Annotated in this window: 16 protein-coding genes; 13 read left to right on the forward strand and 3 right to left on the reverse strand. The window is 40.9% G+C overall.

Features of this window, described 5'->3' with window-relative positions; translation table 11 throughout:
• Positions 1 to 617: hypothetical protein (locus ACKTT2_RS09335; RefSeq protein ID WP_407885979.1), on the forward strand; the 617-nt coding region annotated here is incomplete at its 5' end.
• A 62-nt stretch (positions 618 to 679) separates the two neighbouring features.
• Here ACKTT2_RS09335 and ACKTT2_RS09340 read toward each other — a convergent pair.
• Positions 680 to 973, reverse strand: a complete 294-nt coding sequence (locus ACKTT2_RS09340; protein WP_407885981.1) for an Hsp70 family protein — start codon at positions 971 to 973, stop codon at positions 680 to 682.
• Between the two features lie 47 nt (positions 974 to 1,020).
• Here ACKTT2_RS09340 and ACKTT2_RS09345 point away from each other — a divergent pair, with 47 nt between their 5' ends.
• Both ACKTT2_RS09345 and ACKTT2_RS09350 read left to right on the forward strand, forming a co-directional pair.
• The gene (locus ACKTT2_RS09345; protein WP_407885983.1) at positions 1,021 to 1,215 is read left to right on the forward strand and encodes a type II toxin-antitoxin system HicA family toxin; all 195 of its coding nucleotides are present in this window, start codon (positions 1,021 to 1,023) and stop codon (positions 1,213 to 1,215) included.
• The gene (locus ACKTT2_RS09350) at positions 1,212 to 1,439 is read left to right on the forward strand and encodes a type II toxin-antitoxin system HicB family antitoxin (RefSeq protein ID WP_407885985.1); all 228 of its coding nucleotides are present in this window, start codon (positions 1,212 to 1,214) and stop codon (positions 1,437 to 1,439) included. Before ACKTT2_RS09345 ends, ACKTT2_RS09350 begins: the two co-directional genes overlap by 4 nt.
• Before the next feature lie 218 nt (positions 1,440 to 1,657).
• Here ACKTT2_RS09350 and ACKTT2_RS09355 read toward each other — a convergent pair whose 3' ends face one another.
• Both ACKTT2_RS09355 and ACKTT2_RS09360 read right to left on the reverse strand, forming a co-directional pair.
• On the reverse strand, positions 1,658 to 2,062 hold the full coding sequence (locus ACKTT2_RS09355; RefSeq protein WP_407885987.1) for a hypothetical protein: 405 nt from the start codon (positions 2,060 to 2,062) through the stop codon (positions 1,658 to 1,660).
• Positions 2,063 to 2,116: 54 nt separating this feature from the next.
• On the reverse strand, positions 2,117 to 2,719 hold the full coding sequence (locus tag ACKTT2_RS09360; RefSeq protein ID WP_407885989.1) for a tetratricopeptide repeat protein: 603 nt from the start codon (positions 2,717 to 2,719) through the stop codon (positions 2,117 to 2,119).
• A 349-nt stretch (positions 2,720 to 3,068) separates the two neighbouring features.
• Between ACKTT2_RS09360 and ACKTT2_RS09365 the strand changes: the two genes are divergently transcribed.
• The 10 genes from ACKTT2_RS09365 to ACKTT2_RS09410 all read left to right on the forward strand — a co-directional run bounded on the left by ACKTT2_RS09365 (position 3,069) and on the right by ACKTT2_RS09410 (position 17,839).
• Positions 3,069 to 3,674, forward strand: coding sequence for a hypothetical protein (locus ACKTT2_RS09365; protein ID WP_407885991.1), 606 nt, complete (start codon positions 3,069 to 3,071; stop codon positions 3,672 to 3,674).
• A gap of 304 nt (positions 3,675 to 3,978) precedes the next feature.
• Positions 3,979 to 4,614 (forward strand): hypothetical protein, encoded by a 636-nt coding sequence (locus tag ACKTT2_RS09370; RefSeq protein ID WP_407885993.1) that lies wholly within the window; start codon positions 3,979 to 3,981, stop codon positions 4,612 to 4,614.
• A 997-nt stretch (positions 4,615 to 5,611) separates the two neighbouring features.
• The gene (locus ACKTT2_RS09375) at positions 5,612 to 7,834 is read left to right on the forward strand and encodes a putative baseplate assembly protein (protein ID WP_407885995.1); all 2,223 of its coding nucleotides are present in this window, start codon (positions 5,612 to 5,614) and stop codon (positions 7,832 to 7,834) included.
• A gap of 17 nt (positions 7,835 to 7,851) precedes the next feature.
• Positions 7,852 to 8,856, forward strand: a complete 1,005-nt coding sequence (locus tag ACKTT2_RS09380) for a phage tail protein (protein WP_407885997.1) — start codon at positions 7,852 to 7,854, stop codon at positions 8,854 to 8,856.
• 61 nt (positions 8,857 to 8,917) lie between these two features.
• Positions 8,918 to 9,025, forward strand: a complete 108-nt coding sequence (locus ACKTT2_RS09385; protein ID WP_407885999.1) for a phosphopantetheine-binding protein — start codon at positions 8,918 to 8,920, stop codon at positions 9,023 to 9,025.
• 217 nt (positions 9,026 to 9,242) lie between these two features.
• The gene (locus tag ACKTT2_RS09390) at positions 9,243 to 10,145 is read left to right on the forward strand and encodes a type I restriction endonuclease (RefSeq protein ID WP_407886001.1); all 903 of its coding nucleotides are present in this window, start codon (positions 9,243 to 9,245) and stop codon (positions 10,143 to 10,145) included.
• A gap of 68 nt (positions 10,146 to 10,213) precedes the next feature.
• On the forward strand, positions 10,214 to 10,591 hold the full coding sequence (locus tag ACKTT2_RS09395) for a hypothetical protein (protein ID WP_407886003.1): 378 nt from the start codon (positions 10,214 to 10,216) through the stop codon (positions 10,589 to 10,591).
• Positions 10,592 to 11,227: 636 nt separating this feature from the next.
• The gene (locus ACKTT2_RS09400; protein ID WP_407886005.1) at positions 11,228 to 16,027 is read left to right on the forward strand and encodes a non-ribosomal peptide synthetase; all 4,800 of its coding nucleotides are present in this window, start codon (positions 11,228 to 11,230) and stop codon (positions 16,025 to 16,027) included.
• Between the two features lie 119 nt (positions 16,028 to 16,146).
• Positions 16,147 to 16,377 carry a hypothetical protein gene (locus tag ACKTT2_RS09405; RefSeq protein ID WP_407886007.1) on the forward strand — a complete coding sequence of 77 codons (231 nt, stop codon included), beginning with the start codon at positions 16,147 to 16,149 and terminating at the stop codon, positions 16,375 to 16,377.
• Positions 16,378 to 16,564: 187 nt separating this feature from the next.
• The gene (locus ACKTT2_RS09410; RefSeq protein WP_407886009.1) at positions 16,565 to 17,839 is read left to right on the forward strand and encodes an ATP-grasp domain-containing protein; all 1,275 of its coding nucleotides are present in this window, start codon (positions 16,565 to 16,567) and stop codon (positions 17,837 to 17,839) included.
• Positions 17,840 to 17,860 lie beyond the last annotated feature (21 nt).

The following is a 17,860-nucleotide window of genomic DNA, read 5'->3' on the forward strand; positions in this document are numbered from 1 at the left end:
CTTTTCTATGCAGCTTCATATTAAATTGGTATCAGTATATTCTCCCGGAATCTCCATTAATGTTTTACAGTCTTTCACTTTTAGTGGAAGTTTATAAAGAAGTATCCGAACAGCCTATTTTCACCCCTTCAGAAGTTCTAATTAATGGTTATTATTTGAATAGAGACCCCTTAAAATCAGGTGAATGGCAAATAGTTGGTCATCAACAGATTGAGCCGTGTCAGGTTGAATTTCCGGAAACTTTGATTCGCAACGATAGTTTTTGGTCTTTGCAAAGAGGAGAACTTAGAATTGCTGTCGAAGTAGATTGGGGAGAGGAACGTCCGTCTTGGAATATTTTACCGACTCTTTTGTCGCCATACGCACTCCCAAATTTTTGTCTCTATCATCTTGATTGTCAGCACTTACTAAAACCTGTAGAACCATTAGGAGTAGATTATTGGAATCTCAAGCGAATTGATTTGCGTTACTCAAATATTCGCAGTGAAATTTATGCTCTCATGGAAGAAGATGAGAATCTGTCTTATTACGACATATCTACAAAATGGGGAGGTGACATAGTAAGGTTTTATAGACTAGAGCGCCAGTACAGTAATCACGATTTCGGGTTAGGATGACCAAAGGGGCTGACACAAGAGTTGTGTAGTGCTCAATTGTGTGAAGTTGTGTAACGAATTTCTCATTTAAACGGAGTCGGTTTAAACGAAAGCGCCAAATTTGTCGCTGATTGGGTTATCTGAGCTACACTACCACGCGATTCTCCCTCGTAGTAGCGCCCGTATTCCCGTACAATTAACTTTGCCAATGTCTCTGCTGTTTTTCGTAACTGCGATCGCAAGCTATTATCTTCTGCAACAGGTAAATCTACTCCATGCTGCGGCTGAAACGTTTCCTTCATCCAACCCACAATGCAAGAGTCGAAATCATCCCCACCCAAGTGAGTATCGCCACTCGTAGCTTTGACACGAAACAAACCCTTCTCAATCCGCAGAAAAGAATTTAAAATATAAAGAAAAAGTCATGAAAGTTCGTGAGGTACTCAAGCGATTAGAAGCGGATGGATGGTATGAAGCGAGAATGCGAGGAAGTCATCGAGTCCTGAAGCACCCCCAAAAATCCGGTATCGTTGTTGTACCGGGGAATTTTTCTGATGAAGTTGCCATTGGAACTCTCAAAAGTATCTGGAAACAAGCGCAAATGGAGGACGAATTATGAAAGAATATGTTGTCATTTTTGAATGGGCTGGCAGTAACTATTCAGCTTATGTTCCAGATTTGCCTGGTTGTATTTCTACAGGTAAAACCTTTGAGGAAACAGAAAGCAATATTAAAGAAGCCATTGAGCTTTATATTGATACTCTCCAAGAAGATGGTCAAACTATTCCAGAACCATCCCTTAAGGCGAAGGCAATTTCTGTTGCAGTGCCAATGAACTTATGAGCACCAAGAGCGGTTTGAAGAGATGATTTTTTCTTTCGGTTCAATGGATATTGAACGCAGTCTGGTTCCAATACTACGATGGTTTTCGATAGTCAAGATGCCAGAACCCCGGTAAATAAGTGCGAAACCGGGGTTCTAATTTTGGCTGCTCCCTTGCAGTATAGAGTCTGGTTCTTCAAATAACTATCTGGAGAATTTGATTCAATTTCCAATCCAACTCATAGCTCAGCATCATCTTTTTCTTTCAAGGAATGCAAACCGCTAGACCAACTAGCAACCCAAATATTTTCTTGGTTCTGACTGGTAACGATAAGCTGAGTACAGCTTGCGCCAAGGGCGATCGCACGGATATCCTGGGTAGCAAGTTGTCCATAACGCCGCCAATTTTCTGTTAATAGATCGTAACGAAACAAACCGCGTGCCGTACCAATCCATAAAATAGAACGGTCTGCCAATTGCTGGACTGAAAGCGCTTGCACTAAATTGGAGAAGGTGGGTGGAGACTTGTCACCCGAAGCCAACCCAATAACATCAGGAGCGTAACAATACGAGTTGCTTGGCGAAACTTTGCTATTGCTTGTTCTAGAATCCCTTGTTCTCGGAAAATCAATCCTAAGAACCAACGTCCCCTGATATGTTTGGGATTAAGACGAATTGTTTATTTTTGCTCTGCGGAACTAAACGTTATAGTACTGTAAAGACCTTTCTAGGCGTTCAACTGCTTCGTCATTGCCCTGTGCTGTATACAATTCTATCGCTCTTTGAAGAAGTGCTACCGCCTCTGTCTGTTGCTGCTCAAAATCGAGCATTATATACCCCAAAGTTGAGTAAATGACGGGGTCATTAGGCTGAAGCAACAAGGCTGCTTGGAGTTCGATAATAGCTTCTGCTCCTTTGCCTTGATTGGCTAGAGTATTCGCCAAACTTAAATAAGCCCCTATTTTGTCCTCAAGTTCTATTGCGTTCTCAGTGACAATATGAGTCGCTTGGCGATACATTGCTATTGCTTGTTCTAGAATACCTTGTTTTTCTAGAATCCATCCTAAAAACCAGTGTCCCCTGATATGGTTGGGATTGAGACGAATTGTTTGTGTGTACTCAGCAATTGCTGCCTCAATAAGTCCTTGGCTCTCTAAAGCTAGTGCCAACTTCCAATGACCTTCTACATTGTCAGGGTCAGTACGAATGGCTTCCCTCAATTGAGCTATTTCATCCTTTAATCCGTCTGAAGTATCAAACTCCTGTTGATTTGAAGATTCAGCTTTTTGATGGTCTGACATGGAAAATGTCTCAATTATAGAAGAGTTAATGAATTTTTTTCAAAGATAGCTGATATTCCCTATCTTCAGCTTTCCAACTATCGTCTTAAAACACTCCGATTTTTAGTTACTCTCCTCTCAACGTAGGAGGTTTCCAGTTCTTGGCTTTCATAATACGTTTTACGTCATCATAATTGATAGGCGTATAATTGTGGCAATCCACCCCCACATCAAAAGATAATTGTTATCCCCAGGTATCTCTGGGACAAGTAATATTTCCAGATGGTAGTATAGTACCTGCAACTCATGCAGTGATTAAGGATATAGAACCGCTTACCCCGTTATACCTTAAGGAAAAAATATGTTTTTCATGAGCTTAGAAATTAACAGATTAAAACAGCAGCTAGACCCTATTATTGATCCTCAGTGGGAAGGTGAAAATGAGTACGATGAGTTGACCCTAAAGGATGAGGTAAAACTTGAGGAAGTAGAGGATGTGAGAGAAATATTTTCCCGGCTTTGTGAAGAACTACAAAATTCTAATTTAGTTAGATTCCGAGTTGAAGGTTTTGGCGAATTACCTTGGCCTGTTGATGTTTTAACTGATTTCCTAACTGTGATTGAGCAGGTATCCGATCTATTGAAATTCCTAGATACCCCTGAATCTAGTATTGGCTATTTAGACTTTTATGAACAGGGAATTCAAAAACGACTAGTTTTTAATAAAGAGGATGACCTAATTAAGATAAATTGTCACGGTATTCTAATAAATAATCAGGGTGGTAAACTGGCTACTTCTTGGGGTCAAGATATTGAAGAAGAACCAATTGAAAAAAAATCTTTGAAAAGCATGATTTGCCAACTGATTAAAACTTTTGTTTTAATAGCAAATGAGGTATCTCCAACATTAACAAGCAATATATTTTTTCAAGAATGGTGTAGCGATCAATACATAGCTAATTGTCTATTAGAATAAATGTTTAACTATAGTTGGGCAGCAAAGCAGCTATATTGAGTTGGTTTATGAACAAGACTTGAGTAAAAAGGGTCGTTGGCGCTTTCAGGGATGGGAGGAAGATGTTTGTGGTGTGTATGAGGATATTGATTAATACTCAGGATAGTTACGAACAAGTATCCAAATAACTTTACAGGACATTTTCCGTAATTTCCGCAGTTCTCAAAACTTAGCAAAATATCTTAACGAAAAAGTTGGTATCTCGCCTTGAATGCGATTATCGTAGTTGGTTGTAAATTTTGACGTGTATTAAAATGTTAAAAACATGACTCATCAAGATTTTTCCTCCCCAAGAGTCAACCCTTTGCAGCGTCTTCAAGTCTACGATAGCTTGATGATGAATGCCGATCGCTGGCGAGTTGCCCACCAATATCATCGTCATCGCCAAAATGTCCTCCACCAGTCCCTTCACGAACCGGGGATTGTTTGTGGCTTAGGTGTGCGACTTATCTCACCACCAGCACAAGCGCCAGCCAGATTTCGAGATCGCCGTTGGTTAGAAATTCAACCGGGTATTGCCATTGACCTAGAGGGTAATCCAATTATTGTTGACCCCTCTACAGACCGCACGTTTAGAATTGCCACGACCCCTCCAAGCACTGGAACTCTAAGTGTTTACTTAGTGGTCAGTTATGTAGAGCCGCAAAACTCAGCATCGAGACAAAATTCTGAGTTAGTTCGCGAATGGTTCCGGTTTGATGAAAAGACGAGTCCACCCACTGAAACAGAAATAGAATTGTGCCGAATTTTACTACAATCCGGTACGGTAGAACTGGAAGCACCACCTGATGTATTGTTTCCCTCTTTTAACCAGTTAGATTTACGCTACCGTCCCAAAGTAAAAGCTAGACCACAGGCTGTTGTTCGCGTTGCAACTGCACTTAATGTTAGCGAATCCTGAATGTCCAATAGACTATGAATGTATGTTGGGAGAATAGTCTAGGCGTAGCGATGTTACTTAGTTAAATTCAGTAATTGTACGCTTAATAACTAATCAATTTTGTCTATTGTGGCTTGATTATTACTTTGTTTGCCATTGTTAGTAATACCTAAATTTTAATCATAATTTAAGTGATTTTCTCAAAAAAATAATTACATATCCAATAATTTTACTATTGACAACAAGCTTGTTTGTATATATAGCAATCCGGAATCATTTGTGAGAAAATACTGAAACATGACTGGAGACCATTTCCTTCACGAGTACCCTTAAATGAATGGGGAGTATTTTCAAGAGTTCTTGGACTGGTTATCCCAGGAGTTAGGCTCCGATTACGCAATTTTACAGATTGACCAAGCCCCAGCTCATGTGAATTCAGCAATTTTTTGCCCTGGGAATGTAATTCCTTTACTTCAGCTGCCTCATTCTCCTGAACTCAACCCGATTGAGCGTCTTTGGCAGTTCCTTTCCTGCTATAAGATTACCGATCTGCTTTTCCTCTTACTCCCTTGCTCTTTGCGTCGAGTGCGGTTCATTTAAATAAGTAATACTAATTCTCTCAATTAATGCTACACATTGTTGCCGCATACGCTGAAGCGCAACTACGAATCTTTTTCCATCTGTAGCCTAATTTTGGGGAAATGGTATAATTTTCGGCTGGAAAGGGAGAAGTTACTAAACTTTTGATTTTCTGTAGTCCGCACAGGCGGACTTTGTTTGTTTAGCCGCGACTTCCAGTCGTTAGGGTCTGTGCGTCGGATTTTTGATAAGGTTGCAAGATTGGGCAGGCGTTGAGTACTTATATTAAAGGTTGGATCTAAATGTCAGCCCCTCTGCTTGGTCTATCCATTTAACCGAGCGCTACGGGTTTAACTCAACATTTGTACATTTATGTTACTTATGTCTGAGGGAGGGGAATAATAATGGGTAACTCAAGGTTGACGATTATTAACCGAAAATGGATTTTGACTTTTTACCCAAGCTCCCCAAATCAAACCTGGATGACCGTACTTTTAAAGACCTAGTTGAGGAATCTATTCTCCGCATTCCTCGCTACTGCCCCGAATGGACAAATCACAACCCAGGCGACCCAGGAATTACCTTGATCGAGCTATTTGCGTGGCTCACTGACCAAATGTTGCTCCGCTTCAATCAAGTACCCCGGCGCAATTACGTAGCATTTTTGGAATTGTTGGGAATTCGCCTTAACCCCCCAACACCCGCTAAATGCCCCCTCACATTTTATCTCACTAGAGCTCAACCGGAATTCGTCAGAATACCCTTAGGTACAGAAGTAGCCACAGTCAGAACAGAAACTGAAGAAGCTATTATTTTTACAACTGACCGAGAATTGGTCATTGGTAACCCACGTCTCAAGCATATATTAACAACTGATATTGAAGAAGATATACCCCAACACCTGCGCGATCGCACTCCTGCTAACAGTCAATGGCACAACTTAGACGAAACACTACTGTTTGATCAATCGATGCCTGGTAACTGTTTTTACCTAGTACTATGCGAGCCGGAAAATTCCATTGAAGGCAACGCGATCGCGATTACGATCGTTGGAGAAGCCGCCAGAACCACCGGGATTAACCCCGACGATCCTCCCCGCAAGTGGGAAGCTTGGAACGGTAGAACTTGGCAGCCAATTCTACGAGATCAAGACGACGATAAAACCAAAGGTTTCAGCTTTAGCGAAATCGCACAACCAACACAAGGAGCCGATGTCGTTCTCCATTTACCCCAAGCATGGCCTGAAACCAACTTTGGCACAAACTACACCGGTCATTGGATACGATGTGTCTACACAATTCTTCATGAAGCTCAACCCTCCTATAGTAGCTCGCCTAGTATTGTAGGTTTAGCTGTACGCGCCATTGGCGGTGCAGTAGATGCCACTCAATGTATCCGAGTTCCAGAGGAATTGCTGGGGATAAGTAATGGCAAAGCTTCTCAAGCCTTTGAATTGCGCTCGCAACTGCTCGTAGAGCGTTCAAAGCAATTGAGAGAATACGTTCAACTGAGACTGCCATCAGGGGAAATTGAAGACTGGATAGAGGTTAAAGACTTTGCCGAATCTGGTTCCCTTGACAGACACTATACTATTGATTCTCAAACTGGTACAGTTCAATTTGGACCTCTGATTCGAGAACCGGGTCAACTCAGACAATTTACCCAACAGCGAAAACAGCTACAGCCGGGAAACACAATTGTTAAGCACTCTCTAAGAGAAACTCAAAATCAAGGGTTCTCGCCACCTGTAACGAGTGAAAATGCACTTAATGAAAGACAATACGGCAAAGTGCCGCCTCTTGGTGCTGAGATCTATATGGTATCATATCGCACGGGTGGTGGTAGCCGTGGAAACGTTCAATTAGGGAAGATCGCAGTTTTAAAGAATTCGATTCCTTATGTCAAAAGCGTCATCAACTATGAATCAGCTCGTGGTGGTACCGATGCTGAATCCTTAGATGAAGCTGTCATTAGAGTCCCGCAGATGTTACGGACTCGCGAATCTGCCGTCACTCCAGAGGATTTTGAGCGCTTAGCCATGAGCGCAGCTACGGGAGCAGTTGCTCGCGCCCATTGTCTAACTCAACCAGAACATACTACCGCAGGGATTGTCCGCTTGCTCCTGATTCCAAACAAGGCAGATATAAATAGCTTTGATTTTCGTCGGGGAATGAAACCCGAAGAATATTTTGCCCTTGAGTGTGAATTAAAGGCAGAAATTATGGATTACTTGAGCGCTCGCAAACCTTTAGGAGTGCAAGTTAAGTTAGAGCCACCCGAATACGTCGGAGTCAGTGTTGAAATCGAAGTAATTTTAGAACCACAGTATAACAACCCACGCGATCGCGATTTGATTCGCAATTCTTTACTTTTAACTCTCTACCGCTTTCTCAATCCTCTTGTTGGCGGGCTTGAGGGCAAAGGTTGGGATTATGGTCGGACTCTATATCCCTCAGATATCTTTGCTGTCAGCCAGCAAATTCCCGGAGTTCGCTATTTGGGTACCGTCAAACTCTATTCTTTACGTAAGTTCGACTCAGAATGGTTCCGTGCAGATATCCCAGAACTAGAGATCGATCCGGGTGCAGTCGGATTGCTCGCATCTTGGGAAGATGAAAACCCTCAATTGCATTCCGGTCACCGGATCGAATTCAGGGATTAACAACTAAAAAACGAACAATGACTCAAGCAACATCACGTCCAACCATAGCAATTTCACTAACCTCCATGCAATCGCCAGAAGCTTTTGCAGGCAGTGCTTTATCACTCAAAAGCAGCAAAAATGATGAGGTCACAAGCAACGATTTGCTGCTACGTCCTAGAGAACCCGGACAAATGTTAGTCACCCTCGAAAATTTAGGCGAGCGCAAGCAAAGATGGAAACTGGAACTTGAAGGAGATTTTCCAGAGGATTGGTGTCAGTGGAATCAAGAAGACTTTGAAGAAATTGCCTCTCAAGAAAAGATTAGTACTTTTGTCACCTTTCAAGTTCCAGAAAACTTTTTTGAAAATCAATTAGCTTTGAAGAACGAATCACAATTGCAAATCAATTACCAATGCTCCCTTTGTGTCTACATAGAAACAAGAACGCAACAACAACCTGTCGCATACAGAGTCTTTAACCTGTTTGTACGCCCATTAAGTTTTTATCTAAATTATTTGCCTGCACTTTACCGAGAAGTGGATCTTGTCGGGCGGTTGTTGAGTATTTTTGAGCAAGCTTTCGATCCCACAGTTCAAACCATAAACACTCTTTGGGCATATTTAGATCCATTGACTGCACCTGAAGCTATGCTCCCTTTTTTGGCACATTGGGTGGCTTGGGATATGGATACCCGTTGGTCTTTCAATATACAGCGACGTTTGATTAAAAACGCGCTCGTCCTGTATCGCTGGCACGGTACGCGGTGGGGTTTGCGCTTTTACCTGCATTTGTTCACAGGCTTGCCACTTGATGAGGAGCACATCAAAATTAGAGAAATTTTTGAGCAAGGTTTTGTTTTAGGGACAACTCAAATAGGTATTGATTCAATGCTAGGAGGTAGACGCCCATATCATTTCATTGTAGAACTACGTCAACAGTACCCTGCCCAAATTGATGAAGCATCCATCCGGAAGATTATTGAAAGACAAAAACCTGCTTTCTCCACCTACGAGCTCTCAATTATTGATCCACCAGAATGACAAATGATTATGAATCGATCGAGGTTTTGGTGCTGAATATGCACTACCTTGTTTCGGATGATTGGTCTATTGCAGTCTCTCTTTACTCGCGACTCAGTTAGTTTCTCGAATCAGAGATGTCTTGAATGTTGATGTGTCTGTACGTCATTTATTTGAAGCACCAATATAATTTACCAGTAAAGTTGGTATAAATCGAGTCCAATTTTAATACCAACAATATTGGTAAAATGATACAATTGATACAGTTTAATGAAGCTAATTCAGTTTTGATAGTGTTTAGGGGGCTGGTTATATCTTCTGTTGAGATACCAACCAAAATGTTCTTTTGTTAATCTCAGGCTTAAGTAGACACTCTGCATTCACTAAAAACGGAGTCTCTCCTTCTGATGAATCCTAAATTATCACGAGTAGCAACTGTAAAAGCAAAGCATCTTTCTGGTAGATTGCGCCAACGCTTCGACAAAAAATCCCGTGTAGCCTTACAAGATTGGCTGACATGGTTTGAGGTTATTGGATATACTACTCAACCAGACCTAGATATAGGAAGAGAGGGGGTAGAAGAAAGCAGTCATTTCAAAGGAATTTTACGCGATCGCCTTTACAAAGCCCTAAAACAGATTAACCCTAAAGCTTCAACAGATATAATCAAAAAAGCTATTTCTCAAATTATTGGTATCCAGAGTGGCAATGTATTTGAAAGCAACCAGATTTTTCATCAATATCTGATAGGAGGAATAGACATTGTAGATCGGGACAACAACCAAGCAGTTTCTGAAAAAGTTTGGCTCATAGATCCGTTAAATTTACTCAACAATGATTGGTTAGTGACTTATTCCGTTAACCCAATAGAAAGGGGATTGATTCGCTGTAGGGATGCAATTGTTTTTATCAATGGATTGCCATTAGCATTCATTGTTTGTATGGACACTAGTAGTAGAAATACTAACTTACAACAGGCTTATCAGGAGTTTCAATGTGACAAACAACAAAACCCTAAATTATTTGTCTACAACGAATTGCTGGCGATCGCTTGCAGAGATCGAGCCAGAATTGGAACTTTAACTTCTCACTGGAAAGAGTTTCAGCCTTGGCAAACCATTGATGGAGAAAGCTTTCCTCATGAAGGAGAAACCGAATTAGAGATATTGATTCAAGGAATTTTTGACAAACGGCGATTTACAGAACTACTAAAACACTTCATTGTGTTTGAGAGAAACGGATCTGTCATCGATAAACAATTGCGTCGTTATCCTTTCTGTACAGTACCGTATTTAAAGGTTAGTGGTTAGTGACGTAGAACAGGCGTCTCGCCTGTCTCTAATTAACAAGATTCCAATTCTTTACCCACATATTCAGTATGGCATTTACACTTACAAACTCAAGTTGGTACGAACAAGAACTCCTTGAAGAATTCACCACAATTATCAATCAATCTTTTCCAGAAGTAGGGACATTACTCAAATCCTGTTCTGTCCAACTCGTCCAATCTTTCTGGGGACAATCTCCCGTGCATTTTTTACCTTGCATTACTATCTATTGTCCAAATAACGTGTTCTTATCTGTTAAAGCGCAAATCTCTGTATTTCGACAAGTCGTAAAATATATAGGGCTAGCTGAGGTAGTTTGTTTAAACGCAACACGCTTGTTGCAAGATCCCAAGTCAACACTCAAACACGAGCGTCCTCAGTTATGGTTAGAATTGTGTTGGATTACGGCTGAATCAGAGAACACATAATAGGCAATAGCCATAACTATAGCGATCCCATATGATTGTGAAACTTTCTAGTACCGTAGGTAGGGCTAAAGCCCACCACTAAGACTTGTAGTAAGCATTAATCAAATATGAGTCTTATTATCCTAAAGAAAAGCTATCGCTCGATACCAATCATGACATCTGATGACTTGATAATAGCGTATGCCTCTTTTCCTTCAAAAGGTTGGTACAAAAGGGATTGAGAAGAAATAAGGCAGATGACAGGGGAGCATCCCAAATTTGCAAATTGCCCTCAGACTAATGGGTGGAACAATTTTTCCTCTCTCTCTCGTTTTCTCGTTCTCTCGTTCTCTCGTTCCCAGGTAGAACCTGGGAATGCAGTCTGCGAGGCTCTGCCTCGTAATAACCACGGGAGGCGGAGCCTCTGGTAAGGCATTCCCAGGCGGAGCCTTTGGTAAGGCATTCCCAGGCGGAGCCACCGGATCGAGGTGACAGCCCACCCTACGCCTATAGATAATACCAATCACCCTTAGGGCTGATTCGTTTACAAGCTTAAGTATGTTAAAAATCTACAGATTAATAGTGACTGGTAAATTTTGCTAATCACTGGTCACTGGTCACTGGTCACTGGTCACTGATTACTGAAGGGGTATAACCTTGAAAATCATTGAGTTTCTAGCGTATCTTCGCCAATTAGACATTCAAGTTTTTCTTAAGGACGAAATCCTTCACTGTAACGCCCCTGAAGGAACCTTGACACTAGCACTGCAAGCAAAGATTCAAGCGCAAAAAGCAGAAATTATTGAATTTCTCAAGTCAACTCATAACACGACCCACCAGACCCTTACACCCATAGAACCTGTTTCACGCAACGGAAATATCCCCCTTTCTTTTGCTCAACAACGCCTGTGGTTTCTTGACCAGTTAGTTCCTAACAATCCTTTCTATAACGTTCCGGCGGCATTGCGTCTCACTGGTAAGCTTGATGTAACAGCACTAGAACAAACTTTTCAGAGAATTGTACAGCGTCATGAAGCTCTACGCACTATCTTTATGATGCGGGAAGGACAACCAGTTCAAATTGTTGTACCTTCTTTAAGGATTGCCTTACCTGTTATTGACTTACAGAAACAGCCACAGGTTGAACGTGAAGCTGAAGCGCAAAGGCTAATAACCCAAGAGGCTCAACGTCCTTTTAATTTATCAACTGGTCCTTTATTGAGAATCATCCTGCTACAGCTCGAGCAAGAAGAACATATTTTGGTGCTAAATATGCACCATATTATTTCAGATGGTTGGTCTATTGGAGTCCTGATTCGGGAGATAGGAGCATTCTATACAGCTTGTAAAGACGGTGCCGATCGAAGCTCTACAAATCTACCAGAATTACCGATCCAATATCCAGATTTTGCATATTGGCAACGTCAATGGTTGCAAGGAGTAGGGATAAATAGCCGTGCGCCCTTGCAAATTCAATTAGATTATTGGCGAAAGCAGTTGGATGGTCTTTCCATTTTAAATTTGCCTACCGATAAACCGCGACCAACAAATCCCACTTACCGAGGCGCAAGACAGTTTCTACAACTCCCGAAAAATCTCAGTTTGGCACTAGAAACTCTCTCACAGCAAGAAGGAGTTTCTTTATTCATGACTCTGCTAGCAGCATTTCAAATTTTACTCTACCGCTATACAAACCAAGAAGATATTGCAGTTGGGTCGCCCATTGCAAACCGCAATCGCCGTGAAATAGAAGGGTTAATCGGCTTTTTTGTCAATAGCTTAATTCTACGTACTGACTTATCAGGAAATCCTAGTTTTCGCTCGTTGTTGAGCCAAGTGAAAGAGGTGGCTTTAGGTGCATACGCTCATCAAGATTTACCTTTCGAGCAGTTGGTGGAAGAACTACATCCCGAAAGAAATTTAAATCAAAATCCTTTATTTCAAGTGGTATTTGCACTACAAAATACACCAATGTCAGCGTTAGAATTACCAGAATTAACGATCGCGCCAATCCCCTTTGATAGTAGAACAACACGGTTTGATTTAGAGTTTCATTTGTGGGAAAGAAATCCGGAAAATACTTTATGGGTTGATAATTCAGAAGGAATTAGCGGTTTCGTCATTTACAGTACGGATTTATTTGAAGATGCTACGATCGCCCGAATGTTGGGGCATTTCCAAAGATTACTAGAAAATATAGTTAACAATCCACAACAACGCATTGCCGAAATACCGCTTCTGAGCGAAACCGAGCAACATCAGTTATTAGTGGAATGGAACAACACCGATATTGATTATCCACAAGATAAATGCGTTCATCAACCCTTTGAGGAACGAGTTCAAGAAAATCCTGATGCGATGGCATTAGTATTTGATGATATCGAGACGTACCATGGGACGGCTCTACATTTGACATATCATGAATTGAACAAACGTAGCAATCAATTAGCACATTATTTAAAAAATCGTGGTGTTAGTACAGAAGTTTTGGTGGGGCTTTGTGTAGAGCGAACGCTTGATTTTGTCATCGGAATGCTAGCTATCTTAAAAGCAGGTGGGGCATATTTACCTTTAGATCCAGCTTATCCTAGCGAGCGTTTAAGTTTTATGCTTGCAGATGCCCAAGTACCAATTTTGTTAACTCAAGAACGATGGTTAGATCGTTTAGGTAAACAAAATTCACAAGTTATCTGTTTGGATAAAGATTGGGATAATATCGCTCAACATAGAGAAGATAACCCTACTAGTGAGACTACAGTTAATAACCTTGCCTATGTTATCTACACTTCTGGGTCTACAGGAAAGCCCAAAGGTGTGGAAATCGAACACAAAGGATTATTAAATCTGATTTTTTGGCATCAAAAAGCGTTTGCCGTTTTCCCAAGTGACAAAGCTACACAGATAGCTGGAATTGGTTTTGATGCTTGTAGTTGGGAAATATTGCCTTACTTGAGTGCAGGAGCAAGCCTTTATTTTCCTGATGATGAAATCAAGTATTTTCCAGAAAAATTGAGAGATTGGCTCATCTCAAAAGCTATAACAATTAGCTTTTTACCAACTCCTTTAGCAGAAAAAGTGTTGTCATTGCAATGGGATCGAGATGCAGCTTTGCGAATATTGCTTGTAGGTGGCGATAAATTACATCAGTATCCGACAATAACTACAACATTCCAAGTGGTCAATAATTACGGACCGACAGAGAACACTGTTGTCACAACATCCGGTGAAGTTCCGGTTGGACAACAAACAAATACTGTACCAGCAATTGGTCGTGCGATCGCAAACACAAGAGTATACGTCCTAGATCGACATTTGCAACCCGTACCGATTGGTGTTCCAGGAGAATTATACATTGCTGGTGATGGGCTAGCACGAGGCTATCTCAATCGTCCTGAATTAACGCAAACCTCATTTCTAGAAAACTTAACAAAAACTCCATTTATCCCTGAAACAAGACTTTACAAGACTGGCGATTTAGTTCGCTACAGAGCAGATGGCAATCTTGAATTTTTAGGTCGTCTTGACGAACAAGTAAAAATTCGTGGTTACCGTATTGAGTTAGGAGAAATTGAAGCAGCGTTAAGTCAACATCTATCTGTGTTGCAAACAGTTGTTATGGCTCGTGAGGATGCGTCAAGTGAAAAATATCTTATAGCTTATGTTGTTTTAAATAATAACTATTTTTCTTTACTTCCTGCATCGCAATTCCCTATTTTGCAGAACGAGCAAATTTTGCAATGGCAGATGGTTTACAACGAAACATACAATCAACCTACTACAGAGATAGACCCAAGATTTAACATTACGGGATGGAATAGCAGTTATACAGCTCGACCTATTCCAATAGAACAGATGCAGGAGTGGGCGAACAATCAAGTTCATGAAATTCTAGCTTTACAACCTAAAAAAATACTAGAAATTGGTTGTGGAACAGGTTTATTACTCTTCAAAATTGTACCTCACTGTACCCAATACTACGGAACCGACTTTTCTAAATCTGCACTCAATTACATACAGCAGCAATTATCAAATGTGTCTTCAACTCATGTCAAATTGTTTGAAAAAGAAGCTACGGATTTTGAAGGAATTGAAGCAGGGACTTTTGATGCGATCGTTCTCAACTCCGTTGTGCAATATTTTCCCAGTATTGATTATCTTTTACAAGTACTAGAAGGTGCTGTCCATGCTACTGCTCCTGGCGGCTTTATATTTATAGGAGATGTACGAAATTTGCCATTACTGCGAGCCTTTCATGCATCCGTACAATTGGAGCGAGCAGAACCTACTCTAACGCGAGAACAGTTGCAACAGAGGGTACAAATGCAAGTTTTTCAAGAAACAGAGTTAGTTATCGAGCCTGCTTTTTTCCAAGCATTAGTCCAGCACTTTCCACAAATTAGTAGCGTACAAATTCAATTAATGCGGGGATGCTCGCAAAATGAATTAACTCAATTTCGTTATAACGTCATTCTTCATATTGGAGTTGAAACAATTCCTTCTGACTCATCCTGTAACGACGGATTTGAGAATTCCCCTAATTTTCAACAGGGACAGAGAGAATGGCTCGACTGGAATAAAAATCAGTTAACAATATCAGCACTACGTCAGCTTTTAACAGAAAAGCAACCAGAAACTGTTAGTCTCATCAACGTACCAAATGCAAGAGTTATCGCTGCAGTAAAAACAGCACAATGGTTATCAGGTGCAGAAAATTTTAAAACTGTGGCTCAAATGAGAGAAGCTTTGCAAAGCTTCCACAACGTAGGTATCGCTCCAGAAGATTTTTATCTTCTCGGTGAAAATTTACCTTACAAAATTAATATCAGTTGGTCGGATTCAAACCATGAAGGAAGTTATGACGTAATTTTTATAAAACAAGGAAGTCAAATAACAACTTCTTTACCTAAGATACCTCCGCGTTCATGGCATTCTTACGCAAATAATCCCTTACAAGCAAAAGCAGCACGTCAATTAGTACCGCAATTACAGACGTACATAGCACAAAAGCTACCTGAGTATATGATGCCATCGGCTTTTGTTATCTTAGAATCTTTGCCCTTAACGCCTAACGGTAAAATAGATTACCAAGCTTTACCTATACCTAACAAGATTGAACCAGAATTAGCAGGTAGTTATGTTGCTCCTCAAACTGAAGTTGAAAAAGTACTGAGCGAGATTTTTGCAGATGTTTTGGGAATTAAGCGATTGAGTATCCGCGATAATTTTTTTGAGTTAGGCGGTCATTCTTTACTCGCTACTCAAGTTGTCTCAAGAGTGCGGGACGCTTTTAAAATAGAGTTACCTTTGCGTAGCCTGTTTGAATCACCGACAGTTGCAGAGTTATCCCCGGTTATGGAAAGTTTAAAAAAGGATAAAGACAAAAATCAAGCACCAGCTTTAGTTCCTCTTTCTCGCGAGAGTCGGCGAATGAAGCTATCTTCTTTGAAAAAGGAGTAATGAGCTTTTTCAGTGGATTATTCCTTGCGGTTCTGTCCCTTGCTAGAGGGAACAGCAATGGTTTATGTCTTAATTTGTCTAAGTAAGTGAGTTTATGCAAGTTCAGCCAAGAGGTAAAAATGTCTCAGGAACCACGTAAGCCTATCAATCTATCTGTCCATGAAAGTTCTGACCCAAGTGTCATCGATCCTTCAGCAGATAAAAAAGAATCTGGGAATATGAATGACTTGAATGATTCCGTTCACGATAGCGAAAACGTAGATGTTCCTATTCCAGGGCTTTCTGATGAAACTAATGACTCTAATCTAGTCGATCGCCAACTTGGAATTATCAGTCGCACTGCAGGTTAATATCGGTAACTATCTCTTGTTCCCAGGAGGAGCCTGGGAATACAGATGCCGAAGCTCTGCCTCGCACCTCTTGAGTATAGGAGGCGGAGCCTCTCTTAAGGCATTCCCAGGCGGAGCCACCGGATCGAGGTGAGGGCGGACAGCATTGTGCTCCTACTAACAACTAACAAATAACAAATAACTATTAATGGAATTAACATACGATTTTCAGGATTTTGAAGGAAATTCTTTTTCAGATTTGTTTGCTAGAGACATCAAAGATATACGTTACGCATTGCTACCTAACTACCCTGCTACAGCGACTTGGGCTGCTTACCCTAACACAAAAAAATTCTTTCTTCAAGACGGTAGTAGTGAAGCCAATAAAACATCTTTTGATAAACTTTGCCAGAAAGAACCTTGGAAAAATTTAGCTGTTTTAGGCGACGTTGTTCCGGGAATTGCTGTTGTGCCACCGCCCAAGTTACTTATTCAATATTGGCAGGAGCACTTTGGATTTAGGTACTCCAATTTGGAATTGTTACATTGCTCAGTTTATCTTGATGAACTCAGTCAGAGCGATCGCTTTGACAAACTCATCACTCTTTTCCCCTTCGATCGCCTGAAACCTGAAAAACACGCTGTCGCTCCTGACACTCACTACCGCTTGTTGAACAAAGTGACGCTAGCTCATTTAGGAGTGCAATGTCCGAAATACGAAAGCTACAATCTACATGATGTTAACATAGAGGACATTAAGCTACCAGAACAATTTCCCTACTTAATCAAAACATCCCACGGACTTTCGGGAGAAGGTACTTATATTATTAGAAGCACCAGCGATCTGAACTACTGCTTTGAAGAACTGAGGAAATATCTCGATATTCAACTGCTAGATACAATTATTGTCTCAGAATTTGTTAAGAACGTGGTAGAGAATCACTGCGTACAATTCTACCTCAGTAAAACAGGAAAAATCCTGGTTGTCGGAACTACAAGACAACTCGTTACTCCCGAGGGAAACTATCTAGGGGGATTGATTAACTACCGCGAGACAAATACGAGCAAATTCTATGACATGATAGCCGCAATTGGAAAGTATGCTCGCGAGCAGGGTTATTTTGGCATGATAGGGTTTGACGTATTAGAAGATAAAGACGGACAGCTTTATGCGATCGATGCCAACTTCCGAATCAACGGCTCAACCCCACTGTGTTTGCAGCGCCAAACCTTATTAGGATTGGGAAAAGAAGTCGCTAAATATTCTTCCGATTACCGCATGAGTGGAACACTAGACTCCATTCTTACGACTTTAAAGTCAGAACTAGAGCGCAAGGATTTTATCATCCTATCAGCCTTAGAGAAAGTCAAATACGGAAATATTTACACAGAAATCTACGGGATTGTAAGTGGAGAATCCATTGAAGAAATGCAGCACATTGAGAAGAAGTTACAATCTAAGGGATTACAGTTGTTAAGTTAAGTAGTAAGGGTAAGTATTCAG

The organism is Scytonema hankhaensis NUACC26, from assembly GCF_045865695.1.
Taxonomy (GTDB): Bacteria; Cyanobacteriota; Cyanobacteriia; order Cyanobacteriales; family Nostocaceae; genus Scytonema.